24 protein-coding genes are annotated in these 26,158 nt (G+C 69.1%); 15 read left to right on the top strand and 9 right to left on the bottom strand.

The genetic code is table 11. The features are described from left to right. Nucleotides 1–22 precede the first annotated feature (22 nt). Together GPX89_RS19400 and radA are read left to right on the top strand one after the other, a co-directional pair. Entirely contained in the window at nucleotides 23–664 is a 642-nt protein-coding gene (locus GPX89_RS19400; RefSeq protein ID WP_328602026.1) for a hypothetical protein, read from the top strand. Between the two features lie 110 nt (nucleotides 665–774). Continuing rightward, nucleotides 775–2,175, top strand: coding sequence for a DNA repair protein RadA (gene radA / locus GPX89_RS19395; RefSeq protein WP_328602025.1), 1,401 nt, complete (start codon nucleotides 775–777; stop codon nucleotides 2,173–2,175). Nucleotides 2,176–2,224: 49 nt separating this feature from the next. Here the strand turns inward: radA and GPX89_RS19390 are convergent, their stop codons facing one another. Both GPX89_RS19390 and GPX89_RS19385 read right to left on the bottom strand, forming a co-directional pair. Further along, on the bottom strand, nucleotides 2,225–2,890 hold the full coding sequence (locus GPX89_RS19390; protein ID WP_328602024.1) for a hypothetical protein: 666 nt from the start codon (nucleotides 2,888–2,890) through the stop codon (nucleotides 2,225–2,227). 119 nt (nucleotides 2,891–3,009) lie between these two features. After that, nucleotides 3,010–3,633: a carbonic anhydrase gene (locus GPX89_RS19385; protein ID WP_157388951.1), complete on the bottom strand. Its 624-nt coding sequence runs from the start codon at nucleotides 3,631–3,633 to the stop codon at nucleotides 3,010–3,012. A gap of 160 nt (nucleotides 3,634–3,793) precedes the next feature. Here GPX89_RS19385 and GPX89_RS19380 point away from each other — a divergent pair, with 160 nt between their 5' ends. Then, complete coding sequence (locus GPX89_RS19380; protein ID WP_157388950.1) at nucleotides 3,794–4,675, top strand: HhH-GPD family protein; 882 nt, start codon at nucleotides 3,794–3,796, stop codon at nucleotides 4,673–4,675. A gap of 130 nt (nucleotides 4,676–4,805) precedes the next feature. Here the strand turns inward: GPX89_RS19380 and GPX89_RS19375 are convergent, their stop codons facing one another. The 5 genes from GPX89_RS19375 to kstR form a co-directional block, all read right to left on the bottom strand. Further along, nucleotides 4,806–5,681 (bottom strand): metal ABC transporter permease, encoded by an 876-nt coding sequence (locus GPX89_RS19375; protein WP_157388949.1) that lies wholly within the window; start codon nucleotides 5,679–5,681, stop codon nucleotides 4,806–4,808. Continuing rightward, on the bottom strand, nucleotides 5,681–6,712 hold the full coding sequence (locus GPX89_RS19370; RefSeq protein ID WP_235947510.1) for a metal ABC transporter ATP-binding protein: 1,032 nt from the start codon (nucleotides 6,710–6,712) through the stop codon (nucleotides 5,681–5,683). Before GPX89_RS19370 ends, GPX89_RS19375 begins: the two co-directional genes overlap by 1 nt. Before the next feature lie 142 nt (nucleotides 6,713–6,854). Then, a complete protein-coding gene (locus GPX89_RS19365) occupies nucleotides 6,855–7,772 on the bottom strand; it encodes a metal ABC transporter solute-binding protein, Zn/Mn family (protein ID WP_328602023.1) in 918 nt (305 codons plus the stop codon). Between the two features lie 203 nt (nucleotides 7,773–7,975). After that, a complete protein-coding gene (otsB, locus tag GPX89_RS19360) occupies nucleotides 7,976–10,546 on the bottom strand; it encodes a trehalose-phosphatase (protein WP_328602022.1) in 2,571 nt (856 codons plus the stop codon). Between the two features lie 261 nt (nucleotides 10,547–10,807). Next, on the bottom strand, nucleotides 10,808–11,491 hold the full coding sequence (gene kstR / locus GPX89_RS19355) for a cholesterol catabolism transcriptional regulator KstR (protein ID WP_157388948.1): 684 nt from the start codon (nucleotides 11,489–11,491) through the stop codon (nucleotides 10,808–10,810). A 131-nt stretch (nucleotides 11,492–11,622) separates the two neighbouring features. Here kstR and GPX89_RS19350 point away from each other — a divergent pair, with 131 nt between their 5' ends. From GPX89_RS19350 to GPX89_RS19325, 6 genes are read left to right on the top strand one after another with little or no spacing between them, the layout of a single operon-like run. Next, nucleotides 11,623–13,776, top strand: coding sequence for an acyl-CoA dehydrogenase (locus GPX89_RS19350; RefSeq protein ID WP_328602021.1), 2,154 nt, complete (start codon nucleotides 11,623–11,625; stop codon nucleotides 13,774–13,776). Between the two features lie 26 nt (nucleotides 13,777–13,802). After that, entirely contained in the window at nucleotides 13,803–14,861 is a 1,059-nt protein-coding gene (locus GPX89_RS19345; RefSeq protein ID WP_157388946.1) for an acyl-CoA dehydrogenase family protein, read from the top strand. Further along, nucleotides 14,846–16,015: an acyl-CoA dehydrogenase family protein gene (locus tag GPX89_RS19340; RefSeq protein ID WP_157388945.1), complete on the top strand. Its 1,170-nt coding sequence runs from the start codon at nucleotides 14,846–14,848 to the stop codon at nucleotides 16,013–16,015. Before GPX89_RS19345 ends, GPX89_RS19340 begins: the two co-directional genes overlap by 16 nt. Before the next feature lie 15 nt (nucleotides 16,016–16,030). Then, the gene (locus GPX89_RS19335; protein ID WP_328602020.1) at nucleotides 16,031–16,996 is read left to right on the top strand and encodes a bifunctional MaoC family dehydratase N-terminal/OB-fold nucleic acid binding domain-containing protein; all 966 of its coding nucleotides are present in this window, start codon (nucleotides 16,031–16,033) and stop codon (nucleotides 16,994–16,996) included. Further along, nucleotides 16,993–17,406, top strand: a complete 414-nt coding sequence (locus GPX89_RS19330; RefSeq protein ID WP_157388944.1) for a MaoC family dehydratase — start codon at nucleotides 16,993–16,995, stop codon at nucleotides 17,404–17,406. The genes GPX89_RS19335 and GPX89_RS19330 overlap by 4 nt, the downstream gene beginning before the upstream one ends. After that, entirely contained in the window at nucleotides 17,403–18,578 is a 1,176-nt protein-coding gene (locus GPX89_RS19325; RefSeq protein WP_328602019.1) for a lipid-transfer protein, read from the top strand. Before GPX89_RS19330 ends, GPX89_RS19325 begins: the two co-directional genes overlap by 4 nt. 49 nt (nucleotides 18,579–18,627) lie before the next feature. Here the strand turns inward: GPX89_RS19325 and GPX89_RS19320 are convergent, their stop codons facing one another. Next, nucleotides 18,628–19,602, bottom strand: a complete 975-nt coding sequence (locus GPX89_RS19320; RefSeq protein WP_157388943.1) for an LLM class flavin-dependent oxidoreductase — start codon at nucleotides 19,600–19,602, stop codon at nucleotides 18,628–18,630. 124 nt (nucleotides 19,603–19,726) lie between these two features. Between GPX89_RS19320 and GPX89_RS19315 the strand changes: the two genes are divergently transcribed. After that, nucleotides 19,727–20,044, top strand: a complete 318-nt coding sequence (locus GPX89_RS19315; protein ID WP_157388942.1) for a hypothetical protein — start codon at nucleotides 19,727–19,729, stop codon at nucleotides 20,042–20,044. Here GPX89_RS19315 and GPX89_RS19310 read toward each other — a convergent pair. After that, nucleotides 20,037–20,636: a TetR/AcrR family transcriptional regulator gene (locus GPX89_RS19310; protein WP_328602018.1), complete on the bottom strand. Its 600-nt coding sequence runs from the start codon at nucleotides 20,634–20,636 to the stop codon at nucleotides 20,037–20,039. The two genes, GPX89_RS19315 and GPX89_RS19310, sit on opposite strands and share 8 nt — an antisense overlap. A gap of 79 nt (nucleotides 20,637–20,715) precedes the next feature. Here GPX89_RS19310 and zapE point away from each other — a divergent pair, with 79 nt between their 5' ends. The 5 genes from zapE to GPX89_RS19285 all read left to right on the top strand — a co-directional run bounded on the left by zapE (nucleotide 20,716) and on the right by GPX89_RS19285 (nucleotide 26,138). Next, nucleotides 20,716–21,666 carry a cell division protein ZapE gene (zapE, locus tag GPX89_RS19305; protein ID WP_157388941.1) on the top strand — a complete coding sequence of 317 codons (951 nt, stop codon included), beginning with the start codon at nucleotides 20,716–20,718 and terminating at the stop codon, nucleotides 21,664–21,666. Nucleotides 21,667–21,887: 221 nt separating this feature from the next. Then, nucleotides 21,888–23,036 carry a glycosyltransferase family 4 protein gene (locus GPX89_RS19300; protein ID WP_198347510.1) on the top strand — a complete coding sequence of 383 codons (1,149 nt, stop codon included), beginning with the start codon at nucleotides 21,888–21,890 and terminating at the stop codon, nucleotides 23,034–23,036. Next, the gene (locus GPX89_RS19295; protein WP_235947506.1) at nucleotides 23,036–24,487 is read left to right on the top strand and encodes a UDP-glucose dehydrogenase family protein; all 1,452 of its coding nucleotides are present in this window, start codon (nucleotides 23,036–23,038) and stop codon (nucleotides 24,485–24,487) included. Before GPX89_RS19300 ends, GPX89_RS19295 begins: the two co-directional genes overlap by 1 nt. A 212-nt stretch (nucleotides 24,488–24,699) precedes the next feature. Then, nucleotides 24,700–25,638 carry a DUF4129 domain-containing protein gene (locus GPX89_RS19290; protein ID WP_328602017.1) on the top strand — a complete coding sequence of 313 codons (939 nt, stop codon included), beginning with the start codon at nucleotides 24,700–24,702 and terminating at the stop codon, nucleotides 25,636–25,638. Beyond that, entirely contained in the window at nucleotides 25,635–26,138 is a 504-nt protein-coding gene (locus GPX89_RS19285) for a hypothetical protein (protein ID WP_157388938.1), read from the top strand. The genes GPX89_RS19290 and GPX89_RS19285 overlap by 4 nt, the downstream gene beginning before the upstream one ends. Nucleotides 26,139–26,158: the final 20 nt, after the last annotated feature.

The raw sequence follows: 26,158 nt of genomic DNA, 5'->3' as shown, positions 1-26,158 counted from the left end.
CCCGGTCGACATGGAGGACCCCGTGACTGCCCTGAAAGCCACCACTGCGTCGAAGTCGCGGCGGCGTGCCGTGACAGTTGCTGCGCTCGCTGCGGGTGCGGTGCTCGCGCTGTCGGGTTGCGGCGCCGGTCAGGTCTCGCAGACCGCCACCCAGGTCGCCGCCGTCAACGGCAACAGCACCAATTCCGGTTCGATCGCGCTGCGCGACGTGCGCTTCCTGCTGCCGCCGACCGAGGAGTACAACAACGCCAAGGGCGGCAAGGCCGTGCTGGCCTTCAGCGCGATCAACATGAGCGACAACAAGACCGACGAGCTGGTCAGCATCAGCGCCGGCGATCTGGGCCAGGTCAAGCTGGCCGACAAGGTCGAGATCAAGCCGTCCTCCGTCGTCGTCGCCGACAAGCCGACCGCCAAGGACGCGGCCCAGGCCGCCGCCGTGCACGAGCAGAACACCGGCGAGCCGGCCGCGGACAAGTCCGCGGATCCGGCCGCCAAGCCGATCCTGGTCGAGGTCACCGGCCTGACCAAGGACATCACCCCGGGCCTGACCTACCCGCTGTCGTTCGTCTTCAAGAACGGCGGCACCGTCGCCATCAACGTTCCGGTCGACGCCGGCCCGAACAACCCGCGCCAGGAGCCGGCGAAGTCCGGTGCCGAGCACTGAGTCTCGCCCGCTGAAAACTCGCAGCGCCCGCCCCGCATTCGGGGCGGGCGCCGTCGTTTCCGGTCGTGCGCTGCCCGGATCTGTCGGAGAGCCTGGCTAGGCTGCCTCGCGTGGCCAAGGTGAAATCGCTGTACCGGTGCGCGGAGTGCACGCACGAGGTCGCGAAATGGGTTGGGCGCTGCCCGGATTGCGGTGGGTGGGGGACCATCGAGGAGGTGGCGGCGTCCTCGTCCGCGGTGGCGGCGGGGCGGCGGGCGATGCTGCCGAGCACGGCGGCGGTGCCGATCTCGACGATCGACTCCAACAAGACGCACGCGCGCGGTACGGGCGTCTCCGAGCTGGACCGGGTGCTGGGCGGGGGCATCATTCCCGGGTCGGTGGTGCTGCTGTCGGGGGAGCCGGGGGTCGGGAAGTCGACGCTGCTGCTCGAGGTGGCGCACCGGTGGGCGCGGGCGCGCGACGAGATCGCGTTGTACGTGACCGCGGAGGAGTCGGCCGGGCAGGTGCGGTTGCGGGCGGACCGGACCGGCGCGGTGCACGAAAAGGTGTACCTGGCCGCGGAATCCGATCTGGCGACCATTCTCGGTCACGTGGAGCAGGTGAAACCCTCACTGCTGGTGGTCGACTCGGTGCAGACCATGCTGGCCGCCGACGCGGACGGCGTGATCGGCGGTGTCACCCAGGTGCGGTCGGTGACGGCGGCGCTGACCTCGCTGGCCAAGGCGAGCGGGATCGCGGTGCTGCTGGTCGGGCACGTCACCAAGGACGGCGCGGTGGCCGGTCCGCGCACGCTCGAGCACCTGGTGGACGTGGTGCTGCAGTTCGAGGGCGACAAGCACTCCTCGCTGCGCATGGTGCGCGGCATCAAGAACCGCTTCGGCAGCACCGACGAGGTCGGCTGCTTCGAGATGCGGGAGGCCGGAATCCATTGCGTGGACGACCCTTCGGGGCTGTTCCTGCATCACCGGACCGACTCGGTGCCCGGGACCGCGGTGACGGTCGCCATGGACGGCAAACGGCCCATGCTGGGCGAGGTGCAGGGGCTCACGGTGGACACCCAGGCGCCCGCGCCACGCCGCGCGGTGAGCGGGCTGGACTACAACCGCGTTTCCATGGTCCTGGCGGTCCTGCAGAGCCGCGGCGGCGTGTTCGTGGGCAAGCAGGACGTCTACGCGGCCACCGTCGGCGGTATGCGGCTCACGGAGCCCGCCGCGGATCTGGCTGTCGCGCTTGCCATCGCCAGCGCCAGCCAGGATCTGGCGCTGCCCAGCGGGCTGGTGGTGCTGGGCGAGGTCGGCCTGGCCGGGGAGGTGCGGCAGGTGACCGGACTGACCCGCCGGCTGGCGGAGGCGGAGCGGCTCGGCTTCACCGAGGCACTGGTGCCGCCGGGCGTGGAACGGGCGGGCCGCAGCATGACCGTGCGGGAGGTGACCGATATTCGTGCGGCCCTTGCCGTTACCGGTCTGCGCCGCCGCCGGGGCGCCCAGGCTCCGGTCGAGATGGCCGACTGATCCGACGCCGTGCCGATTCGAATCACTGCCGATTCGAATCGCGCCGGCTTCAGGCGATATTGAACGGTTCCGGGGCGCTGCGCACCGAACCGAGCTGGGCCACAACGGTGTACGGTCCGGCCGGGACCGGGACCCGGTCGCCCGCGCAGTTGGGCTGGGAGGTGGACCCGGACCAGGTGAGCGTGAAGGCGGCCTGCTGGCCGGGGGCCAGGCTGCGGGTGTCGGGCGTGGCGTCCACGTTGCAGTCGGTGCTGGTCCACAGTTTGCGCTGGCCGTCGAGGGACTGCACCTGGACCAGCTGCAGCCCGGAACCCATGTCGCGTTCGCAGGCGGCGCTGGAGATATTGGTGATGACGATGCCGAACTGCGGCTGCTCGCCGACCTTGTAGGTCGGCTGCCCGACGGTGACCTTCACGGCCAGCGACTGGTCGGGGCACTGGCCCTGCGCGGCCGGTGCGGCGCCGCTCGAGGTGGCGCCGGACGGCTTGGCGGAGCTGGAATCCGGCGCGGCCGAGGAGCTCCCCGAGGGCTTGCCGGTGGACGCGGCGCTGGAACCGGGGGCCGCCTTGGCGTCCGTCTTGTGATCGCCGCCGCCCTTCAGGAGCGCGAAGGCGCCCCAGATCACGATGGCGAGTGCGAGCACCACCGCGCCGATCGCGGCCGCGCGGCGGCGCCAGTAGATTTCCGGTGGCAGTGGTCCGTTCGGTTCCAGCACGGTGACAACGGTAAGGGCACCATCCGGATCACCACGGGCAGGGTCTCGGCGTGTCGGACCTGAAAGCGCCTACGCGGCCTGTAAATTCCGGCGGCCCGGCGGGGACCGCGCGGACCGGGCTAGACGACCTCCCCGATGTTGCCGATCACGCGGTGCAGCTTGATCTCGCCGTCGTCGAGGTTGTAGGTGACACACGCGATGGCGCACTCGCCGGTGGCGACGCGCTGGGAGATGATCATCGACCGCTGCATGAGCAGGCGCGCGGTCTCCTCCACGTGGCGGGCCTCGAGTTCGTCGACCTCGGTGAGCCCTTCGCGGCGGCCGATGAGGATGGAGGGGGTGACGCGTTCGACCACCGAGCGGATGAATCCGCCGGGCACATTGCCGTGGTCGAGAGCGTCGATGGTGGCGCGGACCGCGCCGCAGCTGTCGTGGCCGAGCACCACGATCAGCGGCACGTTCAGCACCTGCACGCCGTATTCGATGGAACCCAGCACCGAGGAGTCGATGACGTGGCCGGCGGTGCGGACCACGAACATGTCGCCGAGGCCCTGGTCGAAGATGATCTCGGCGGCGACGCGGGAGTCGCCGCAGCCGAACAGCACCGCGCCCGGGGACTGGCCCGCGACGAGCTTGGCCCGGTCGACGGCCCCTTGGCTAGGGTGCTGCAACGCGCCGCTGACGAAGCGCTCGTTGCCTTCACGCAGGGCTTTCCAGGCACTGATCGGGTTGTTATGCGGCATGCGTCCCATTTTCCACAGCCCCTCGGTTACCGGCGAGTCGTTATCGTTACGGTCCGGCAAAGACGCGCCGAACGCGTCCATGCCTGCCCGGTGAGCCACCGGATTCGGTGGACGCGCGCTATGGATACCATCGGGAACGGCCGGGAGGAGGCGGAACGGATTGGACGGCACGGCGTTCGACAAGGACGCGCTCATCGATTGGTACCGCGAGACCGCCCGGGATCTGCCGTGGCGGCGGCCCGGCGTCACCGCGTGGCAGATTCTCATGAGCGAGATCATGCTGCAGCAGACCCCGGTGGTGCGGGTGGAGCCCATCTGGCGGGAGTGGGTGGCCCGGTGGCCGGTGCCCTCGGCCATGGCCGCCGAAGCGCAGGGTGAGGTGCTGCGGGCGTGGGGCAAGCTCGGTTATCCGCGCCGCGCGCTGCGGCTGCACGAGTGCGCCCGGGTGCTGGCCGAGCAGCACGGTGACGAGGTGCCGACCGATGTGGAGGTGCTGCTGAGCCTGCCCGGCATCGGGGCGTACACCGCGCGTGCGGTGGCGTGCTTCGCCTATGGGCAGCGGGTTCCGGTGGTGGACACCAACGTTCGGCGGGTGGTGGCGCGGGCGGTGCACGGCCGGGCCGACGCGGGCAGTCCGGCTGCTCGCGATCTCGCCGAGACCGAGGCGCTGTTGCCCGCGAATGTCGAGCGGGCCGCCGTCATGTCGGCCGCGCTGATGGAGTTGGGCGCGCTGATCTGTACCGCGCGCACTCCGGATTGCGAGCGCTGCCCGCTTCCCCGATGCGCGTGGATTTCCGCGGGCCGTCCGGCCTCCGACGTGGTGCGGCGGGTGCAGAAGTACGAAGGCACCGACCGGCAGGCGCGTGGACGCCTGCTCGATGTGCTGCGCGGCGCCTCGGGTCCGGTGGAGCGGGTTCGCCTGGACCTGGCCTGGACCCGGGATCCGGGTCAGCGTGACCGCGCCCTGGATTCGCTGCTGGTCGACGGTCTCATCGAGCAGACCTCCGACGGATTGTTCGCGCTGGCCGGCGAGGCCGGCTAGCCCGCGAACGCCCCTCCCGGGCCGAGGGGTTGTGGCTTTGTCCGGGAGGGGCGCGCGGGGGCGATCTACCGCCCCTCATGCGGTAGATCGCGCAGAAGCGCCAAAGGGTTTCGCGGTTGATGCCCGAAACTCAGGCGGCGACGAGGATCCTTCGGCGATTGCGGGTGCGGGAACCCACGATGCGGCAGATCAGGTAGATCGTGAACGAGATCGTGGTGACGAAGGTCGAGATCGGCACGCCCGGGGCCAGCGAGAGCAGAATGCCGCCGACGGCCGCGATCTCGGCGAACACGATGGACAGCACCGCGACCCGGGCGGGGCTGGCGGTGAGCTGTGCGGCCGCTGCGGCCGGGGTGATGAGCAGCGACAGCACCAGCAGCGCGCCGACGATCTGCACGCCGAAGGCGGCGGTCACGCCCAGCAGCACCGCGAACACGATGGACAGCGCCCGCACCGGGACCCCGCGCGCCACCGCCACTTCCGGGTCGGAGCTGGCGAACAGCAGCGGGCGGTAGACCGCGGCCAGCACCACGAGCACGGCCGCGGTGCAGGTGGCCAGCAGGCCCAGGCCGGTATTGCCGACGCTCACCACCTGGCCGGTGAGCAGCGAGAACTTGGAGCCCGCGCGTTCGGGGCCGAGCCACAGGAACAGCACCGACAGGCCGAGGCCGAACGAGAGCACCACGGCGATGACCGAATCGCGTTCGCGGGCACGGGAACCCAGGACGCCGAACAGGACCGCCGCCACCACCGAGCCGATGATCGCGCCGGTGCCGACGCCGATACCGGCCAGCAGCGCGGCGGCCGCGCCGGTCAGCGAGAGCTCACTGGTGCCGTGCACGGCGAAGGACATCTGGCGGCTGATGATGAGCGGCCCGATGGCCCCGGCCAGCAGGCCCAGCAGCGCGGCGGCGATGACCGCCTGCTGCACGAAGTCGTAGGAGAGCAGATGCGCGGTGGTGGAGACGTCGAACATCTGTGAGAAGAGCTTGGACAGCTTTTCCATTACGCCCGCACCTCTTTCGCGTTCTCGCCGTGGCAGTGCGCCGCGCCGGATTCGCCGAGCGCGTCCATGGCGTCGCCGGTGCCGACCACGACCAGGCGGCCGCGCACGCGCAGCACGTCCACCTCGGTGCCGTACAGCTCGGACAGCGTCTCGGAGGTCATCACCTCGTCCGGCGTGCCGATCCGGAACTGCCCGTCCACCAGGTACAGCACCCGATCCACCAGCGGCAGAATGGGATTGATCTCGTGCGTCACGAACAGCACCGCGGTGTCGTGGGTGCGCCGCCGCCGATCGATGAGCTCCGACACCAGCCGCTGATTCGCCAAGTCCAGCGAGAGCAGCGGCTCATCGCACAGCAGCACCCGGGGATCGCCCGCCAGCGCCTGCGCCACCCGCAGCCGCTGCTGTTCGCCGCCCGAGAGCGCGTCCAGCGGCGCGTACGCGAACTTCTCGGCCCCGACGGCCGAAATGGCCTCCGCGACTTTCCGTTTGCGTTCCTTGCGTCCCCGGAACCCGAGTCCCCATCGGTGCCCGTCGACGCCGAGTCCCACCAGATCGACGCCGCGCAACTGCGCCCCGCCCTCGATGGTCTTCTGCTGTGGCACGTATCCGATCGCCGGATTCCCCAGCCGCGCAGGAACTCCCGCGACCTCGGCGGTCCCGGCGCTCAACGCGACCTGCCCGAGCAGCATCCGCAGCATCGAGGTCTTCCCTGAGCCGTTGGGCCCCAGCACCGCGATGAATTCCCCAGCCGCGACCTCGAGATCCAGTCCCTGCCAGAGGGTCCGCTCCCCGAACGAGAGTCGTGCCCCCGATAGTCGCACCGCTGGCGGTCCGGCGCGCCGCACCGTATCCGGCTGTGGCGCCTCGGTGTTCACGTCTGCGGTATCGACCGAACCGGTCGCCGTGCGCGGAGTGTCCGCGCAGGACGAGCGGCCCGACGGGGTGCGGGGGCGGGCTCCGGTGAGGGCGCAGCCGGGCTTGGGGGTGGTGACCCCGGTGTCGGTTGCCTGCGCGGGATTCGCGGTCATGGTGGTGCTCCCGGGTGCTGCGGTGGGGCGGGTTGCGGCGGAACGGGTTTCGGACGCGGTGAAGTCGCCGGGCGCGGGACGGGCGCTCGGCGACTTCGGGGCGGTCCGGTGGTTCAGCGGGGGATCCTCTACTCGATGAGCGTCAGGACAGGGCCTTGGCCAGGGCGTCGGCGTTGTCGGTCATCCAGGTGACGTAGTCCTTGCCCGCGGGCAGGGTTTCGGTGACCTCGACGACGGCGACGCCGGACTTGTCGGCGGTGGCGCGCAGGTCCTTGGTGAGCTTGTCCTCGGTCTGGATGTTGTAGACGAGGGCGCGAACCTGCTTGCCGGTCAACAGGTCCCGGACCGTGGCCACGTCCTGGGGAGCCGGGTCGGTGCCCTGCTCGACGGCTTCCTGGAAGGCGTGCGGGGTCTTGTCGTCGGCCTTGGCGGCGGTGAGCAGGTAGGCGGCCAGCGGCTCGGTCTGCAGGACCGGCTGGTTCGGGTGCTCGGCGGCGATCTTGGCGGTGACGGCCTCGATGGGAGCCAGTTTGGCGGCGAAGGCGTTCGCGCGGTCGGCGTAGGCCTGCTTGTGGTCCGGGTCGAGCTGGCCCAGCGCGTCGGCGATGTGTTCGGCGACGTGGCCGACCTGGTGCACGTCGTACCAGACGTGCTCGTTGGTCTCGTGCGAGTGGCCCGCGGCGTCGCTCTTGGCGAGATCGGGTGTGGCCGCGGTGCTTCCGTGATCGTGGTCGCCTTCGGTGGCGATGTCGACGGCGTTCACGGTCTTCTTGTTCCTGCCCGCGATGGCCTTGTCGATGAATTCGTCGTAGTGGCCGCCGTTGTAGACGACCAGCTTGGCGTCGGTGATCTTGGCGGCGTCGGCGGGGGAGACCTCGAACGAGTGCGGGTCCACCTTCGGGTCGCTGATGATCGATTCGACCTTCACGTCCGGTCCCGCCACGGCCTTGGTGATGTCGCCCCAGACATTGGTGGAGGCGACGACGGTGAGCTGATCGGAATCCTTCGAGCTGCCGCAGGCGGTGAGGGTGGCGATGGTGGCCAGTCCTGCGGCGAACACGGCAAAACCTCGGGCAAAGCTTTTGGTCACGCGGGTACTCCTGGCACTGCGGCTGACTAGGGCTTACTAGAAACGAAAACGATTGCCATTTGAATGTAGCGCAAACGACCGTTAGGCCCCTAGTCCGTTTCCGGAGATGTGTCCCGCGACACGAAAGGCCCGGAGAGCGAGTCGCTCTCCGGGCCTTCCATATGCATGAATCGCTACGTCAGCGCGGCTACCGGCTGGCTCAGCAGCTGGGCGCAGCGCAGCAGGCCGAGGTGGCTGTACGCCTGCGGGTGGTTACCCAGCGAGCGTTCGGCAACCGGGTCGTACTCCTCGGAGAGGAGACCGGTCGGTCCCGCCACATCCACCAGCTGCGCGAACAACGCCTCGGCGTCCTCCCGCTTGCCGATCAGCAGATACGCCTCGACCAGCCAGGCCGCGCAGAGGTGGAACCCGCCCTCGCCGCCGGGCAGCCCGTCGTCGTGGTGGTACCGGTACACGGTCGATCCGCTGCGCAGCTCGGCCTCGGTCGCCACCACGGTCGCCGCGAAGCGCGGATCCGAGGGGTCGATGAGTCCGGACAGCCCGATGTGCAGCGTGGCCGCGTCGAGGTCGGTGCCCTCGTAAGCGGCTGTGTAGGACTGGACTTCGTCGTTCCAGCCCTCGCTCTTGACCTCGTCGGCGATGGTGTCGCGCAGCGTCTCCCACTCCGGGTCGGCCGGGCGGCCGAACTGGCGGGCCAGGGTGAGCGCCCGGTCCACCGTGAGCCAGCCCATGACCTTGGAGTACACGTGGTGGCGCGGATTGCCGCGGATCTCCCAGATGCCGTGGTCGGGTTCGCGCCAGCGCCGCTGCACGGCGGAGACCATGGCGTGCACCAGTTCCCAGTCCATGTCCGGCAGCGCCTTGGCGGGATCGTTGATGCCCTTGCGCTCTCGTGCGTGGGCGAGCTGGGAGATGAGGTCCACGATGGGGCCGAACACGTCCAGCTGCACCTGCATATTGGCCGCGTTGCCGACGCGCACCGGCCGCGAGCCGGCGTAGCCGGGCAGCTGGTCGATGACGGCCTCGGGCGGCAGGGTCTCGCCGTAGAGGGTGTAGAGCGGGTGCAGGCGTTCGGGTCCGGGCAGGGTCTCGAGCACCCGGTGCACCCAGGCCAGCAGGTCCTCGGCCTCGCCGACCGAGCCCAGTGAGACCAGCGCCGAGGCGGTGAGCGACGCGTCGCGCAGCCAGCAGTAGCGGTAGTCCCAGTTGCGTACGCCGCCGATGTCCTCGGGCAGCGAGGTGGTGGCGGCGGCCAGGATCGAGCCGGACGGCGCGTGCACCAGACCGCGCAGGGTGAGCGCGGAACGCTTCATGAGATCCGGCTTGAGCGGCGGCAATTCGAGCGTGCCGACCCAGTCGCCCCAGTAGCGTTCGGCTTCCCGGCGGCGGTCGGTCTCGGGCCGCATGGCGGGCGAGAGATCGGAGGTGCCGCAACGCATTTCGAGGACGATCGGACCCTGGCGGGGGTCGACCACGGCGCGGGCGGTGTGGTGGTTGCCGTCGTCGATGATCTCCCATTCCACGCCCGGCGAGCGCAGCACCATCGGATCGTTGGTGCCCTCCACCTTGAGCCCGCCGGTGGCGTGCACCAGCCGCACCGGCACCTGCCCGAATTCGGGGCGGGGCGCGAAGGTGATGACCGCCTTGGCGTCACCGGTGATGACGCGGGTGAGGTCGGTGCGTTCGGGCACCACGTCGTGGGGCAGGTAGTCGACCACCTGCAAACTGGACCAACGGGTTTCGACGGTCATGGTGCCGTCGACGTACCGCTGCGACAGCGGCAGGCTCGCGCGCTCGGGCTGAATGGTGAAGTGTCCCGCGCCCGGTCCGCCCAGCAGATGGGCGAACACGGCCGCGGAGTCGGGTTCGGGATGGCACAGCCAGGTGATGGTGCCGTCGGGGGTGACCAGGGCCTTGGAACGCGGGCTGGCCAGCATGGTCAGCCGTTCGATTCGAGGGGCGCTGGCACCTGCCAACCACGTGCGGCGCTCCTCGAGTAGGAACGCCAGCGCCTTCGACACCTCCTCGGTGCTGGCCACGCGGTATTCGGCGAGGGATTCACCGTCGCCGACCTTGATGCCGACGTCCGGTCCGGAGAGCCGTTTGAACGCCTTCTCGTCGGTGACGTCGTCGCCGATGAACAGGGCCGCCGAGGCGCCCTGCTGGTGCCGGACGATATCGAGCGCCGCGCCCTTGTCGGTCTCGACGACCGCGAGCTCGATGACCTCTTTGCCCTCGGTGGTCTGCACGCCGACCCAACTGGCCGGACCCTGACGCACCTGAACCAGTGCGCGACGGCCGATTTCGGGGCTGGCATTGCGGACGTGCAGGGCGACGCTGGCCGGTTTTATCTCGACCGAGGCGCCCGGATTGTCCTGGGCGATCTGGGTCAGGGTCGTAGTGACCTCGGACAGCAGTTGTTTGGCGTCGTTGTCGATGGCGTGCACGAAGCCGACATCGAATTCCGAACCGTGACTACCGATCAGCTGCACCTCGACGGGCAACCGGGACAGGGCCGCGAGATCGCGCAGGGCGCGACCGGAGATCACGGCGGCGGTGGTTCCGGTGAGTCCGGCCAGAGCGCGCAAGGCGCTCACCGACTCCCGATGGGGATATGCCTTCGTCGGGTCGGAGACGATGGGCGCGATCGTCCCGTCGTAGTCCGATGCGACCAGCAACCGTGGCACGCGGGCGATGGCCGACAGGGCACGGCGAAGTTCGAGTGACAAATCCTGTGCGCTCACGCATCCAACCTAATGATCGGAGGAGATTTTTCAGGGCGCGAGTGATGCTACTGGGTCTTGATTGCCCACTCGTGTGTGCGGTGATACATAGCGTTTACAAGACACTTCCGTGTCGTTCACGCCTTTTGTGAGATACCCGCTGGTAGCCAGTGATTCACCCTGCTTGACCAGCGGTATTCCAGCAAACGAGGGAAGGGCTGCCCAGTTCTCCGGACCGGACAGCCCTTCGCGATCCGTGCGAACGCACGGCATGCGTTTGCCTTACTTGTCGTTGCCGTCGCCGCTTCCGATGAGCAGATCGACCGTCAGCTCGAGGCGCTCGGTGACGTCGGTGGCCGAGGCGCGGCGGGTGAGCCAGGCGACCAGGTTCGACAGCCACACGTCGGAAATGACTCGGGCGATGGCCAACTGGCGATCCGAGGGGACCTCGTCGGACAGGGCCCGGGCGAAGAAGCGGTCCATCACCTTGCCGACCCGATCGACCTCGGCGGCCGCGGAGGCGTCGGCGAACATGAAGGCGCGCGTCATGGCCTCGGTGAGCAGCGGGTCGCGCTGCATGGCGCGGGTGACCTGGGTGAGCAGCAGGTGCATGCGCTCCTGCGGGGTCGCGCCGGCGAGCGGCTTGCGACGTCCTTCGAACTGCTCGAATTCCCGGGCCAGGGCGGAGACCAGCAGGTGCACCTTGGACGGGAAGTACCGGTAGAGCGTGCCGACGGCGACATCCGCGCGTTCGGCGACGGCTCGCATCTGGACCGCGTCGTATCCGCCCTTGGACGCCAGCGCGAGGGTGGCGTCGAGGATGCGCTTGCGTCGGTCGCGCTGGGCCGCCGAGCTCAGATCCTCCTCGCTGAGGGTGGTGACGGGCGCGGTGCGTCCACCGGGGGCCGACGCGGCGCGTCCGGTATCGGCACCGTCGGCGGCCTGCGATCGGGAGGGACTGGCCATCGGTTGAAAGTCCTTTCCTGCACGAATCGTACGAGTTCGTACCGCGACCGGACGGCGCTTGACTTCAGCCCGGCTCGAACATTAGAACATGTTCTAGGAGCTGAAGTCACGCCGGAAAGGCGGTATGGAGTGTGACCATAGCCACCACTGACGAGCATAAAGCCGTCCAGGAGTCGATGCGGGGATGGGCCACCGCGGTGCGCCCAATTGCAACACTGCGTTCCGGTACCCCGGAATTCTGGCGCGAATACTGGCCGCGCCTGGCCGAACTCGGGATTTTCCGGGTGGCGGTGCCGGAAGAGACCGGGGGCGCGGGTGGGACCGTCGGGGATCTGGCCGTTCTGGTGGAGCAGGCGGCGCATGATCTGGTCGGCGGACCGGTGCTCTCGACGGCGTTGGCGGGTCTTGTCGTCGGCGAGACGCTCGACGAGATTACGCCATGCGGTGTCGCGCTCGCGGGCGAAATCGCAATATCCGTGGGCGAATCCGGCGCCGCGGTGTCCGGTGAGTGGGACTCGGTTCTCGGTGCCGCGCCCGGGACGGCCGTGCTGGTTCCGGTGCGCGACGGTGAGCGGCGGCTGTGGGCGCTGATCGACGCGGACGCCCCGGGGCTGAGCATCGAGGCGCTGCCCACGATCGACCAGAGCGTGCCCTTGGCGCGGGTCGTGTGCGCCGAGGTCGTCGTGGCCGCGGATCGTCTTTTCGAGCCGGACTTCTCGGTCCTCGACGTGGCCGCCGCACTGGTCGCCGCGGAGGCCGCGGGCATCGCGGGCTGGTGCCTGGAGACCGCGACGGAATACGCCAAGGTGCGCGAGCAGTTCGGGCGCAAGATCGGCGAATTCCAAGCGATCAAACACCTTTGCGCGTGGATGCTGTGCCGGGCCGAGCAGGTGCGCGCGGTCGCCGCCGATGCCGCCGCCGCGGTCGATTCCGGCACCGCGGAATTGGGCCTGGCCGCGGCCGTCGCGCTGGCGGTGTCGCTGGACGCCGCGGTCGAGAATGCGAAGGACTGCATTCAGGTACTGGGTGGAATCGGTTTCACTTGGGAGCACGATGCGCACCTGTACCTGCGCCGCGCCACCGCACTGCGGCAGCTGCTGGGCGGTTCGGCGCGCTGGCGGGCCCGGGTCGCCGAGCTGACGCTGGCCGGCGTGCGCCGCACCATCAGCATCGACCTGGGTGACGCCGAGGCCGGATCGGCTTGGGACGTGGCCGGTTTGGATGCCGCCGAGGCGGCCGTGCTGGCGGCCGACCTGGCCAAGATCGCGGCGCTGCCCGAGGCCGAGCAGCGCGTCGCGCTGGCCGAGGCCGGGCTGCTGGCCTCGCACTGGCCCGCGCCCTACGGTCGCGGCGCGGGGCCGATCCTGCGCACCCAGATCGAGGACCAGATCCGCCAGGCCGGAATCGAGTTGCCGGACATCGTGATTGCCAACTGGGCGATCCCGACCCTGCTGCAGTGGGGCACCCCCGAGCAGATCGAGCGCTACGCCATGCCGACGCTGACCGGTGAGGTCATCTGGTGCCAGCTCTTCTCCGAGCCGGGCGCGGGCTCCGACCTGGCCTCGCTGCGCACGGTGGCCGAGCGGGTGGAGGGCGGGTGGAAGCTGCGGGGCCAGAAGGTGTGGACCTCGCTGGCGGATCGCGCGACGTGGGGCATCTGCCTGGCGCGCACCGATTCCGGCGTGCCGAAACACAAGGGCATCAGCTACTTCCTGGTCGATATGAAGAGCCCCGGGCTGGACATCCGTCCGCTGGTGGAGATCACCGGCGAGGCGCGCTTCAACGAAGTGTTCTTCGATGACGTGTTCGTTCCGGACGAATGCTTGGTCGGCGAGCTCGGCAATGGCTGGAAGATCGCGCGCTCCACCTTGACGGCGGAACGAGTCGCCATGGGCGGCAAGGGAATCGGCGACGAGCTGGAGGCGATGATCGCCGCCGCCCCGACCTCGGGACCCGGCGCGGAGGTGGTCGCGGACCGTTTGGGCGCGCTCATTTCAGAATCTGTTGCTGGAACTTTGCTCGAAGCCCGTGCGGCACAGAAGCTGCTGTCCGGCGGCGACCCCGCCGCGCAGAGCAGCGTGCGCAAGCTGGTCGGTGTGCGACACCGGCAGGCGGTGGCCGAATTTGCCGTCGAATTGTCCGGTGCGGCGGGCGCTCTGGAAACCGATGTGGTGAAAGAATTCCTGCTCACACGCTGTTTGTCGATTGCGGGCGGTACCGAGCAGATTCTGTTGACCGTCGCCGGTGAACGGATCCTCGGGTTGCCACGCGAGTCGCACGGCTAACCCACACCTCAACCGGGAGCATGGAATTGGACTTCACCAGGGACGAGAGCCAGGACGCTGTCGCCGAGGTTGTCGTAAGTTTGCTGGAACGCGAAAGTGCGCGCGATATCGCACTGTGGCCGGTCATTTCGGACAGTGGCCTGCTGGCCGTGCCGCTACCCGAGAAGTTCGGCGGCGACGATATGGGCCTGCTCGAGGTCTCGGCCATGCTCACCGAGCTGGCCACCGACGCCGCGCAGGTGCCCGCGCTGGCCACGCTGGGCTTCGGCGTGCTGCCGCTCAAGGCGATCGGCCTGCCGGATGCCTTGGCGGAGAAGCTGTTTACCGCCGTGTCCGAGGGCGCGGTGCTGACCGCCGCGCTGCACGAGACCGGTTCGCCGTTCACCGTGAAGCCGGAGACCACCGCGGTCACCGACGGCGCGACCGTGCGGATCAGCGGCCACAAGGTGGCGGTGCCCTACGCCGACACCGCGCGCTGGATCCTGGTGCCGACCGACAACGGCATCGCGGTGGTGGACGGTGACGCGGCGGGTATCACCAAGACCGCGAACCCGACTTCCGATGGCGTGCCGGAGTTTTCACTCCAGTTCGACCAGGTGGAGATCCCGGCCGAGCAGTTGCTTCCCGGAGGTATGAGCGAACTGCACCGGTTCGCGCTGGCGGGCATCGGTGCGGTGGCCGACGGCCTGCTCAAGGGCGTTGTTTCCCTGACCGCCGAGCACGTGCGGACCCGCCAGCAGTTCGGCCGCCCGCTGGCCGAATTCCAGGCTGTCGCACAGCAGATCGCGGATGTGTACGTGGTCTCGCGGACCCTGCACGTGGCCGCCTGCTCGGCCGCCTGGGCGCTGGCCCAGGAGGAACCGGACGCCGAGCGGATCGACGACGACCTGGACGTGCTGGCGTACACGGTGGCCTCCGAACTGCCCGCGGCCATGCAGAAGTGTCACCACCTGCACGGTGGCCTGGGGGTCGATATCACCCATCCGCTGCACCGCTACTACTCACAGGCCAAGGACATCGCGCGCTGGCTCGGCGGCGAATCCTTCCGGCTGGACCGTTTGGGAGCCAGATGTTCATCGAACTGACCGCGGAACAGCGGCAGCTGCGCGACGAATTGCGTTCGTACTTCACCGGTCTCGTGACTCCCGAGGAGGAGGCCGAGATGAAGGTGAACCGCCACGGTGACGCCTACCGGGCGGTGGTCAAGCGGATGGGCCGGGACGGCAAGCTCGGCGTCGGCTGGCCCAAGGAGTACGGCGGGCAGGGCTTCGGGCCGCTGGAACAGCAGATCTTCTACAACGAGGCGGTCCGGGCCGATGTGCCCGTGCCCCTGGTGACGCTGCTGACCGTCGGCCCGGCCCTGCAGTCCTACGGCACCGAGGAGCAGAAGCGGAAGTTCCTGCCCGGAATCCTCACCGGTGACGTGCATTTCGCCATCGGCTACTCCGAGCCGGACGCGGGCACCGATCTGGCGGCGCTGCGCACCTCCGCGGTGCGCGACGCCAACGGCGACTGGATCGTCAACGGGCAGAAGATCTTCACCACCGGTGCGCACGAGGCCGACTACGTCTGGCTGGCGGTGCGCACCGGTCCGGTGGAGGCACGGCACCGGGCCATCACGATCCTGATCGTGGACACCAAGGATCCGGGCTACTCCTGGACCCCGATCATCACCGCCGACGGCGCGCACCACACCAACGCCACCTACTTCGACAATGTCCGCGTCCCCGCGGAGATGATGGTCGGCGAGGAGAACGGCGGCTGGAAGCTGATCACCACCCAGCTCAATCACGAGCGGGTGAGCCTGGGACCGTCGGGCAAGATCGAGCAGCTCTACGAGGCCGTGCGCGAGTGGGCGCAGCAGCAGGGCGTGCTGGGCGAGGCCGACGTGCGGCGCTCGCTGGGCCGCCTGCACGCCATGACGCGGCTGAACGAGCTGCTGAACTGGCAGGTGGCCTCCAATATGGAGCGCGCCGACGCCGATCCGCGCGATGTCATCGCCGACGCCTCGGCGACCAAGGTGTTCTCCACCGAGGCCCTGCAGGAGGCGGGCCGGCTGGCCGAGGAGATCGTGGGCCGCTTCGGCGACCCGGCCGACCCGGCCACCGCGGAGCTGCTGGTGTGGCTGGACAAGCGCACCAAGCAGAACCTGGTGGTGACCTTCGGCGGCGGCGTCAACGAGGTCATGCGGGAACTGATCGCCCAGATGGGCCTGCGCCTCCCGCGCGTGCCTCGATAACAGGAGATACCGAGCGTGACAAAGAGTTTCACGGCGGAGGAGATCCGCGAGGGCCTGGAGAAGATCAAGGCCGACGGCGAGTCCGCGCCGCGCGCGGGCCGGGATCCGATCAACCAGCCGATGATCAACAACTGGGTCGAGGCCCTCGGCGACGCGAACCCGATCTATGTGGACGAGGCCGCCGCCAAGGCGGCCGGGCATCCCGGGATCGTGGCTCCGCCCGCCATGGCGCAGGTGTGGACCATGCTGGGGCTGGGCGGTATTCGCGCCGACGACGACCCGATGACCCGCACCAACGAGCTGTTCGACGCGGCCGGGTTCACCTCGGTCGTGGCCACCAACTGCGAGCAGGTCTACCACCGCTACCTGGAGTTGGGCGAGCAGGTGACGGTGCGCACCAGCGTCGGCGACATCGTGGGGCCCAAGAAGACCGGGCTCGGCGACGGCTGGTTCACCACCTATCTCACCAACTGGTATGTGGGCGACGAGCTGGTCACCGAGATGAAATTCCGGATGCTGAAGTTCGTGCCCGGCACCGGAAAGACGGCCGCTCCCAAGGAGTCCGGGGAGGTCTCGGCCGAGGATCTGGCCAAGCGTGTGCGCCCGACCGTCTCCAAGGACACCGAGTTCTTCTGGGACGGTGTGAAACTCGGCGAACTGCGCATCCAGCAGCGGCCGGACGGGTCGCTGCAGCACCCGCCGGTGCCGGCGCTGTGGAAGGACCACACCGAGCAGAGCGACTACGTCGTGGCCTCGGGCAAGGGCACGGTCTTCAGCTTCGTGGTGCATCACGCGCCGCGCGTGCCCGGACGGCAGCTGCCGTACGTGATCGCCCTGGTCGAGCTGGAGGAGGGCGTCCGCATGCTCGGTGAGCTCACCGGCGTCGACCCCGCCGAAGTCGAGGTGGGGCTGCCGGTCGAGGTGGGCTTCCTGAAGCTCGACGATGACAACACCGTGCCCTATTGGAAGGCCGTGAAATGACGACCGTCGAACTCTCGACCGTCGAGGTCGGAACCACGCTGCCGGAGTTGGTGATTCACGCCGACACCACGTTCATCGTCTCGACGGCGCTGGCCACCAGGGACTTCCAGGATGTGCACCACGACCGCGACAAGGCGGTCGAGCGCGGCTCCAAGGACATCTTCGTCAACATCCTCACCGATACCGGTCTGGTGCAGCGGTTCGTGACGGATTGGGCCGGGCCGAGCGCTCGCGTCAAGTCCATCGCGCTGCGCCTGGGCGTGCCGCTGTACGCGGGTGACACCCTCACCCTGACCGGCACGGTCTCGGCCGTCGACGGCGCCGACATCACCATCGACGTGGTCGGCAAGGATTCGCTCGGCGATCACATCACGGCGAAAGCCGTTATCTCCCTGCAGGAGGCACAGTGAGCGGGTTGAGCCGTAGCGCCGCCATCGTCGGCATCGGCGCGACCGACTTCTCGAAGGACTCCGGCCGCAGTGAACTGCGGCTGGCCGCCGAGGCCGTCACCGCCGCCCTGGCCGACGCGGGCCTCTCGCCCGCCGATGTGGACGGTCTGACGACCTTCACCATGGACACCAATACCCAGGCCGCCGTCGCGCGCGCCACCGGTATCCCGTCCCTGAAGTTCTTCAGCAACATCCCCTTCGGCGGTGGCGCGGCCGCCGCGACCGTGCAGCACGCCGCCATGGCGGTCGCCACCGGAATCGCGGATGTCGTTGTGGCGTACCGAGCTTTCAACGAGCGCTCCGGAAATCGGTTCGGGCAGTTCGCGACTCACCTCGCGACCGGCAACCCGAGCTCGTCGGGCGTGGACAACGCGTTCTCCTACACCCACGGCCTGGGCACCCCGGCCGCGCAGGTGGCCATGGTGGCGCGGCGCTACATGCACGTATATGGCGCGCGCAGTGAGGATTTCGGCCGCGTGGCCGTCGCCGACCGCAAGCACGCGGCCGTGAACCCGGCGGCGCACTTCTACGGCAAGCCGATCACCCTCGAGGAGCATCAGGCGTCGCGCTGGATCGCGGAGCCGCTGCACCTGCTGGACTGCTGCCAGGAGACCGACGGCGGCGTGGCCATCGTCATCACCTCGGCCGAGCGTGCCAAGGATCTGCCCAACAAGCCCGCGCTGATCGCCGGCGCCGCACAGGGTTCGGGCGCGGACCAGTACGTCATGACCAGCTACTACCGTGACGGCATGACCGGCCTGCCGGAAATGGGCCTGGTCGGCGACCAGCTGTGGGCACAGTCCGGTCTTCGCCCGGAGGACATGCAGGGCGGCATCCTCTACGACCACTTCACCCCGTTCGTGCTCATGCAGCTCGAGGAGCTCGGCTTCTGCGGCCGTGGCGAGGCCAAGGATTTCATCGCCGACGGCGCGATCGAGATCGGTGGCCGCCTGCCCCTGAACACCCATGGCGGCCAGCTCGGCGAGGCCTACATCCACGGCATGAACGGCATCGCCGAGGGTGTCCGCCAGATTCGCGGCACCTCCGTGAATCAGGTTCAGGGTCTGGAGAACATCGTGGTCACCGCCGGTACCGGCGTGCCCACCTCGGGTCTGGTGCTCACCGCCAACTGAGCGGGTCGCGTAGGCCCGGACGATCCTGGACCTCGTCCGTGCCTACGCATCAGCCGATGGGGAAGGCACCCGTATCGAGCACGTCCTCGGCCAGGCGCCGGAGCTGATCCGAGAGCCGATCGGCCGGGAACAGCCACGTGCCCAGTGCGGTCGCGCCCGCGTCCAGCAGCGTCCGCAGCCCATCGCGGACCTGGTCCGGAGTGCCCGCGACCGCGAATTCGTCGATCCACGCGGCCTCGACCGGCAGTTCCTCGCCGGGCGCGAGTTCGGCCACCGCGGTCCGTATCTCCTTGGCGTACGGTGACTTTCCGACCAGCGCCGAGGCCGACTCGGCCTGCAGGAACATCGCGACCGCGCCGCGCACGGCGTCGCGGGCGACCTGCTCGTCGTCGTCGATGGCGACCAGCACGAAGGCCGTGACCGGCGTGTGCCGTGGGATCAGCTCACGTACCCAGCGCATGTAGGTGGGTCCGGCGAGCACGGAAAGCAGGACGCCGTCGGCCTTTTCGCCCGCCACCCGCAGTCCGCGCTCGTTGACCGCGCCGATCCAGAGTTCCGGCGGCGTGCCGGGCGGGAAGCTCAGCTGGATGCCGGACAGGGTGTGGATCTCGGTGCGACGGTCGACGAGCTCGCCCGCGAGTAGTTCGCGCAGGACGTCGGCGGTTTCTTCGAGGGCGGTCAGTGGCCGGGCCGGAAGCAGTCCCATCTGTTCGAGCCAGCCGCGATTGCCCAGCCCGATGCCCGCGCGCACTCGGCCGGGGTAGGTGCGGGCCAGACCGGCGAGTTCCATGGCCAGTATCGCCGGGTGCCGGGTTGTGATGCTGGCCAGGCCGAGCCCCACGGGTATCTCGTCGGTCATCAGCAGCATCTGGGCCAGACCGGACAGACCACCGGTGAAGAAGCAGTCCTCGGAGAACCAGAGTTCGCCGAGGCCCACGCTTTCGGCCAGGCTCGAGATGCCGTTGAGCTGTTCGGGCGGCGTCAGGCTGCCGAGGACCAGGCCGATCTTTTCGGGAGGAATCATTCCCGAGGTAACCGGTCATTGTGTCCACTTATTCCGGAGGGGCTGCGGCCGAGCGAGATTCGACGCGGAAGGCGCACGGCGGCGTAGATTGGGCCGCAATTCATCTGTGGGGAAAGGGGTCGAAATGACCTTGAGAGAACGGTTGAACGAGCTGCCGGCGATGGGGAGCACGCTGGTGTACGGCGCGCCGCATCAGACGCCCGACGGGGCCACCATCATCACCGTCGCGGCGGTGAGCGGCTGGCGTGGATCGCGGCCGGTGGGCATCTTCGTCGTCCGCGACAGTGAGGTGAAGTGGGAGCCGGCGGTGGATGCCTCGCGCATCGCGACCCTCGGTGTCATCACCGGCTTGGTGGCGGCCACGCTCGGCACTCTCGCGGTGGTGAAGACTCCGCCGTGGCCGAACATGCGATTCTGGGATATCCGCTACCGCACTAACTAGCGGCCCTCAACTGCACGGCCAGTACGGCCGTCAATTGCCGCACGCTCTCCGCGGTGCCCGCCTGCAGTCCGGTTCGGGCACCGGCGAAGCGGTCGAAGATCAAACCCTCGATGACCGCGATGAAATCGGCGGCGGCCGTGGCCGGGTCGGTCGCGCCGAGCGTCTCGAACAGCGCCGTGGCGTGCCGGTGGGAGAACAGGCAGCCCACGAGCTTCTCGTGCAGTTCGGCGTCGCCGAGCAGTTCGACGATGAGCGCGTGCCGGGTGATCAGGTGGTTGCGGCGTTGGGCCAGTAGTCGATCCAGCCAGGTCGCGGTGCCGCGCGCGAGCCGGTCCACGTCGAGGTCCTCGCGGGTCTCGTCCATTTCGGGCTGCCGGTCGGCGAAGTCGGTGCGGGAGCGGGTCGCGATGCGCTCCACGATGCCCTCGAGCAGTGCCCGCCGGGTGCGGAAGTAGTAGGACGTCGATCCGGCGGGCAGATCCAGCGCGGTGTCCAGCGCGCGGTGGGTCAGTGCCCGAAGTCCCTGCGCGGCAATGAGATCGATGGCGCTGTCCACGATCAGGCTGCGCCGGTCGGTTGTGGGAGTGGTCACCTTCGCTCCTCTGCGGCTTCGTAATCCTCTACAACTATAGAGGAAGCTCTACGGCGGTAGAGGAAGGAGGAGGGTTGACATGGAAGCCCGGGAGATCGTGCTCGACGCGGACCAGCGGATCGCGGCCGAGCGGCTGGATGCCATCGCCGGTCGGGTGGGCAAGAAGTGGCGGCGACCGCGCGGGCTGTACCTGTACGGCGGTCCGGGGCGCGGCAAGACAATGCTGATGAACGACTTCTTCGCCGCAGTGACTTCGGAGCGCAAGCGGCGCTATCACTTCCACGAATTCTTCGCGCGCCTGAACGCGGGCATCAACGAGTACGGGAACATCGACGCCTCGGCCGACGCGCTGCTGGGTGATGCCGAGCTGATCTGCTTCGACGAATTCCACGTGCACGATTCCGGCGACGCGCGACTGGTCGCGCGGCTGCTGGATCGGCTGTGGGCCCGGCACATCACCCTCGTGGTGACCTCGAACTACCCGCCCGAGGGGTTGTTGCCCAATCCGCTCATGCACGCCATGTTCGAGCCGACCATCGAGCGGATCCTCGAGCACCTCGACGTGGTGTCGGTGAACGGTCCGATGGACTACCGCTCCCTGGGCGGACGCCGCACCGGTTTCGCCGCCGGACACTACGTCGTCGGATCATGCGAAGTGGTCGGCGCGATCGAGCTGCCCGTCGCGCATCGGCGGCTGCGAGCGCGAGCCCTCGAGAACGATGAGCTGACGGTCGATTTCGCCGAGTTGTGCGGCATTCCCGTGTCGGCGGCCGACTATCTGCGCCTCACCCGTGAGGTCCGCCGGTGGGTGGTGTGCGACGTGCCTTCCATGAGCGCCGTATCTCCGGAATGGGTGATGCGGTTCGTGAACCTGGTCGACGTCCTCTACGACGCCGATCTCGAGCTGTCGATCTTCGCCGAGGTGCCGCTGGCCGAGCTGGGCGGCGAGATCCAGCGGGTTCCCGATCTCTACCGCACCCTCAGCCGGCTCGGTGAGCTCAGGAAACCGGTAAACCTCGAGTCCCGTTAGCCGTTCGGCGAAGCTCCGGTGAACTGGCCGACTTGATCGACAGGCACGGTTCACGTGCCGTCAACGCGGAGGGGGTCTTGCGTTGCGGGCCGCTTCCTACCGTGGCGTCAGGAGCTGCACCGAACCGGAGGGGACCGATGCGAATCCGCGAGCAGGCAAGGGATTCCGCGCCGCGGAACCCGAGCATACCGAGTAGCCCCTATATCCGGAACAGCGCCCGGCTGCGGGTGTTGGTCGTCGCCGAGTCCTTTCTTCCCCAGGTCAACGGCGTCACCAACTCCGTCAGGCGGGTGCTCGATCACCTGGCCGCCAAGGGCCACGAGGCCACGCTGGTCGCGCCGACCGGGCCCGAGAAGTACGCGGGCTTCCGCGTCCACGTGGTGCGCGGCGCGCGGCTGCCGTTCTACCGCGACTTCCGGATCGGCCTCGAGACCCGCCGCCGGCTGCGCAAGATCATGCGCGAATTCCGGCCCGACGTCGTGCACATCGCCTCCCCGGCCACCCTCGGCTATCAGGCCGCCAAGGTCGCGGGTGAGCTCGGGGTGCCGACCGTCGCCATCTATCAGACCGATCTGGTGGGTTTCGCGTTGCGCTACGACCTGCCCGGCGGCGTCCGCGCCATGACCGCGCTGACCCGCCGCATCCACCTGCGCGTGGACCGCACCCTCGCGCCCTCCACCGCCAGCCTGCGCCAGCTGGAGCTGATGGGCATCCCGGGGCTGGGCCGCTGGCCACGCGGTGTCGACCTGCAGCAGTTCGGGCCCTTCCGGCGCTCGGAGGAGTTGCGAAAGCGCTTGGCCCCCAATGGTGAAGCGCTCATCGGATATGTCGGTCGGCTCGCTCCGGAGAAGGAGCTCGAGCTGCTCGCGAATCTGCGGACGCTGTCCGGCGTGAAGCTGATCATCGTGGGCGGCGGCCCCGAGGAGAAGCGGCTGCGAAAGCTGTTGCCGGAAGCGGACTTCCTCGGTGTCCTGCACGGTGACGAGCTGGGCGCGGTCTACGCCTCGCTGGACGTCTTCGTGCACACCGGCCGCCACGAAACCTATTGCCAGGCCGCGCAGGAGGCACTCGCCTCCGGGGTGCCGGTGGTCGCGCCCAAGTCGGGCGGGCCCATCGACGTGGTCGGTCCCGGCGCCGGCTTCCTCTACCCGCCCGGCGACCCCGCGGCCATGACCGAGCTGGTGCGCCGCCTGGTCGAGGACCCGGCGCTGCGCGAGCAGACCGCGGCCACCGCGGTGCGCAGCGTGCGCGACCGGTCCTGGTCGGCGGTCAACGACCTGCTCATTCGCCACTACCGCGAGGTGATCGCGGAACGCCTGCAGCCCGATTCGGGGCACGGCGAGGTTCCGGCCACCAAGGAGGCATCCTGATGCTCCGCATCTCCGTCATCGGCACCGGTTACCTGGGTGCCACCCACGCCGCGGGCATGGCCGAACTCGGCTTCGAGGTCCTGGGCGTGGACAACAATCCGGCCAAGGCCGCCGCGCTGTCCGCGGGGCAGGTGCCCTTCCACGAGCCCGGGCTGCCCGAGCTGCTGGCCGGGCATGTGGCCGGCGGGCGGCTGCGGTTCGGCACCTCGCTGGTCGAGGCGGCCGAGTTCGCCGACGTCCATTTCCTCTGTGTGGGAACGCCTCCCGGGGTGAACGGGGCGGCGGATCTCTCGCAGCTGTACTCGGCGCTGGAGGGCCTGGTGCCGCACCTGACCCGCAACTGCCTGATCGTCGGCAAGTCCACGGTGCCGGTCGGCACCGCCGAGGCGTTGACCGCGCGCATCGCCGAGCTTGCGCCGGAGGGGATTTCGGTCGATCTGGCCTGGAACCCGGAATTCCTGCGCGAGGGGCACGCGGTGTACGACACCCTGCACCCGAACCGGCTGGTGTTCGGGGTGACCACTCCGGACGCGGAATGGGCGCTGCGGCAGGTGTACGCGACGCCGATCGCGGCGGGCTCGCCGGTGGTGATCACCAATATGCCGACCGCCGAGCTGATCAAGGTGTCGGCCAATGCCTTTCTGGCGACCAAGATTTCGTTCATCAACGCCATGGCCGAGCTGTGCGATCTCACCGGCGCGGACGTGACGCTGCTGGCCGACGCGCTCGGCCACGACGACCGGATCGGCCGCAAGTTCCTGGGCGCGGGGCTGGGCTACGGCGGCGGGTGCCTGCCGAAGGACGTGCGGGCGTTGATCGCTCGCGCCACCGAGCTCGGCGCGGGGGAGTCGGTGGAATTCCTGCGCGATATCGACGCCATCAACCTGCGGCGGCGCGAACGCGTGGTCGAGGAGACCCTCGCGCTGCTCGGCGGCGGGCATCGGCCCTCCGGGCGGGTCGGCGTGCTGGGCGCGGCGTTCAAGCCGCTCTCGGACGACGTGCGGGATTCACCGGCGCTGGATGTGGCCCGGCGGCTGCACGCGGCCGGAGTGGATGTCACCGTATTCGACCCCGCCGCAACGGTTCCGGCGCGAGCGGTCGCCCCGCAGCTGGTGTTCGCGGCGACGGCGGCGGCCGCGCTGCACGAGGCGGATGTGGTACTGCACCTGACCGAATGGCGCGAATTCCGTGAGCTGGACCCGGCCTTCCTGCGGACGGTGGCGCGCGGGCGGGTCCTCATCGACGCCCGCAACACGCTGGACCCGGAGCCGTGGCTCGCCGCCGGTTGGGATTTCCGGGCGATGGGACGGCTGGTGGAGTCCCGTGCGGCTTCCGCGCCGCGCGTCGCTCCCGTCGTCACCGCGTACCCGAAACCACCTGTCGTGCCCCGGCAATTGGCAGCGCCTTCACCATTGACCCGGCTGCGGGCCCGCGTGCGCCGCACCGCCTGACGCCTGGCTTTTCGAACGAGATCAGGGAGCTCTGGTCGTGGGAATTGTCTTCTTCCCCACGGTACGGGCTCCCTGATCTTGTTCGACCACATGCCGGTTGTGGATTCATGTGGTTCGGGTATGTGATTCGGGGTTCACGATTTTGGTCCTGAGGGACCGCTCGGCATGTAACTATGTGCCTGTTTCCGGCAAGACTCTGGTTAGGAGTATTCGTGACTGGGGTGGGGACCGTGGCCTCGCGCGCGATCGCTTTGATCGGGCTCGTGATGCTCGCTGTCGTCGCACTGCGCGGATACATTCCGGGGACCGGCGGGCCCACCGCTCCGCATCCTTCGTCCGCGGTTTCGCTGGCCTTGATGCCGGTGCTGCTGCTGGTGTCGATGGTGATCCTGATCGCGGGCGTGATCAACAGCCAGCACCGGCTGCCGCTGGCCATGCCCGAGCCTGATCGCGAGAACGCCCTGCGCGGGCTGGGATTGCGGCGGATCGGGATCCTGGTGCTGATCGGCGTCGCGGCCATCGCATTGATCGTCACGGCCGTGGTGTCGGTGTACCTGGTGACCCCGGCGCGCCAGAGCGAGGTCGGGTCGCAGCCGACGGCCGCGCCCACGGGGACCGAACTGCCCACCGAAACCGTGGCCCCGCAACCGGATACGGTCTCCTCCCCGCCGCTGTCGGGGACGGCGCTGCTGCTGGTCGGCATCGCCGCGGGGGTGCTGGTCCTGGTCGCGATGGCGGGACTGGTCGTGGCGGCGGTGAGTTCCAACCGCGCGCCCTCGCTCTCGCGCACGCCGCTGTCGCCGCCCACTCCGGCCGAGGCGGTCTCGCTGGCCAAGGTGGCGGAGATGGGTCTGGCGGCCATGATCGCGCCGGGGCAGGATCCCCGCACCGCCATCATCGCCTGCTACGTCGCCATGGAACGCGGGCTGGCGACGGCGCGCGAGGTGGCGCCGCTGGCCTCGGACACCCCGTCCGAGGTGCTGGCGCGGGCCTTCGACCGCGGATTCCTGCGCGACGCCTCGGCGCGAGAGCTGGTGGCGCTGTTCGAGGAAGCGCGGTTCAGCCCGCACTCCATGCTGGAGTGGCAGCGCATGCGGGCCGAACAGCTGCTGCGCATCGTCCTGGCCGATCTGCAGGAGCAGGCCGCATGAACCGGACCGTGATCGTGATCGGCACGCTGCTGCTGGCGGCCATGTTCGAGATCCTCGCCTACAACAATCAGCGCGATTCCCTGGTGGCCATTGCCGGGATTCCGGTGGCGGGTGCGCTCGGGCTGCTGGTGTGGTCGCTGGTGGAGCGGTCACGGCGGCTGACGCCGCCCGAGCCCGAGGACAATGACATCGACAACGGCCCGGCGGAGATGCTGCGCCGCTGGCAGGCGCGCGCCCAGATGCTGGCCGACCGGTCCGAGGGCTCGCGCGCCGACTGGGATCGGCACCTGCGGCCCTTGCTGGCCAAGGAATTCGAACTGACCAGCGGGCACCGGATGAACAAGAACCGGCGCGCGCTGGAGGTGGCGGGACAACTGCAGTTCGGACCCGAACTGTGGCGCTGGGTGGACCCGGCCAATTCGGCGCTGCGCGATCAGGTCAACAGCGCACCCGGTCGCGCCGCCCTGGACGAGATCCTGCGCCGGCTACAGGACATGTGAGACGAGATGCGAGATATGCG

It is taken from the genome of Nocardia terrae (assembly GCF_009760405.1).
GTDB lineage: Bacteria > Actinomycetota > Actinomycetes > Mycobacteriales > Mycobacteriaceae > Nocardia > Nocardia terrae.
Note: the sequence above shows the minus strand (reverse complement) of the source record. Positions and strands in the feature narration are given on the sequence as shown.

Bases quoted from the DNA above. Each gene is read 5' to 3' on its own strand.
- GPX89_RS19320 (WP_157388943.1), bottom strand. From the start codon at position 19,602: ATGATTCCTCCCGAAAAGATCGGCCTGGTCCTCGGCAGCCTGACGCCG.
- GPX89_RS19330 (WP_157388944.1), top strand. From the start codon at position 16,993: ATGACGACCGTCGAACTCTCGACCGTCGAGGTCGGAACCACGCTGCCG.
- GPX89_RS19375 (WP_157388949.1), bottom strand. From the start codon at position 5,681: ATGGAAAAGCTGTCCAAGCTCTTCTCACAGATGTTCGACGTCTCCACC.
- GPX89_RS19385 (WP_157388951.1), bottom strand. From the start codon at position 3,633: ATGCCGCATAACAACCCGATCAGTGCCTGGAAAGCCCTGCGTGAAGGC.
- GPX89_RS19295 (WP_235947506.1), top strand. From the start codon at position 23,036: ATGCTCCGCATCTCCGTCATCGGCACCGGTTACCTGGGTGCCACCCAC.
- GPX89_RS19315 (WP_157388942.1), top strand. From the start codon at position 19,727: ATGACCTTGAGAGAACGGTTGAACGAGCTGCCGGCGATGGGGAGCACG.
- GPX89_RS19370 (WP_235947510.1), bottom strand. From the start codon at position 6,712: ATGACCGCGAATCCCGCGCAGGCAACCGACACCGGGGTCACCACCCCC.
- GPX89_RS19340 (WP_157388945.1), top strand. From the start codon at position 14,846: ATGTTCATCGAACTGACCGCGGAACAGCGGCAGCTGCGCGACGAATTG.
- zapE (WP_157388941.1), top strand. From the start codon at position 20,716: ATGGAAGCCCGGGAGATCGTGCTCGACGCGGACCAGCGGATCGCGGCC.
- kstR (WP_157388948.1), bottom strand. From the start codon at position 11,491: ATGGCCAGTCCCTCCCGATCGCAGGCCGCCGACGGTGCCGATACCGGA.
- GPX89_RS19285 (WP_157388938.1), top strand. From the start codon at position 25,635: ATGAACCGGACCGTGATCGTGATCGGCACGCTGCTGCTGGCGGCCATG.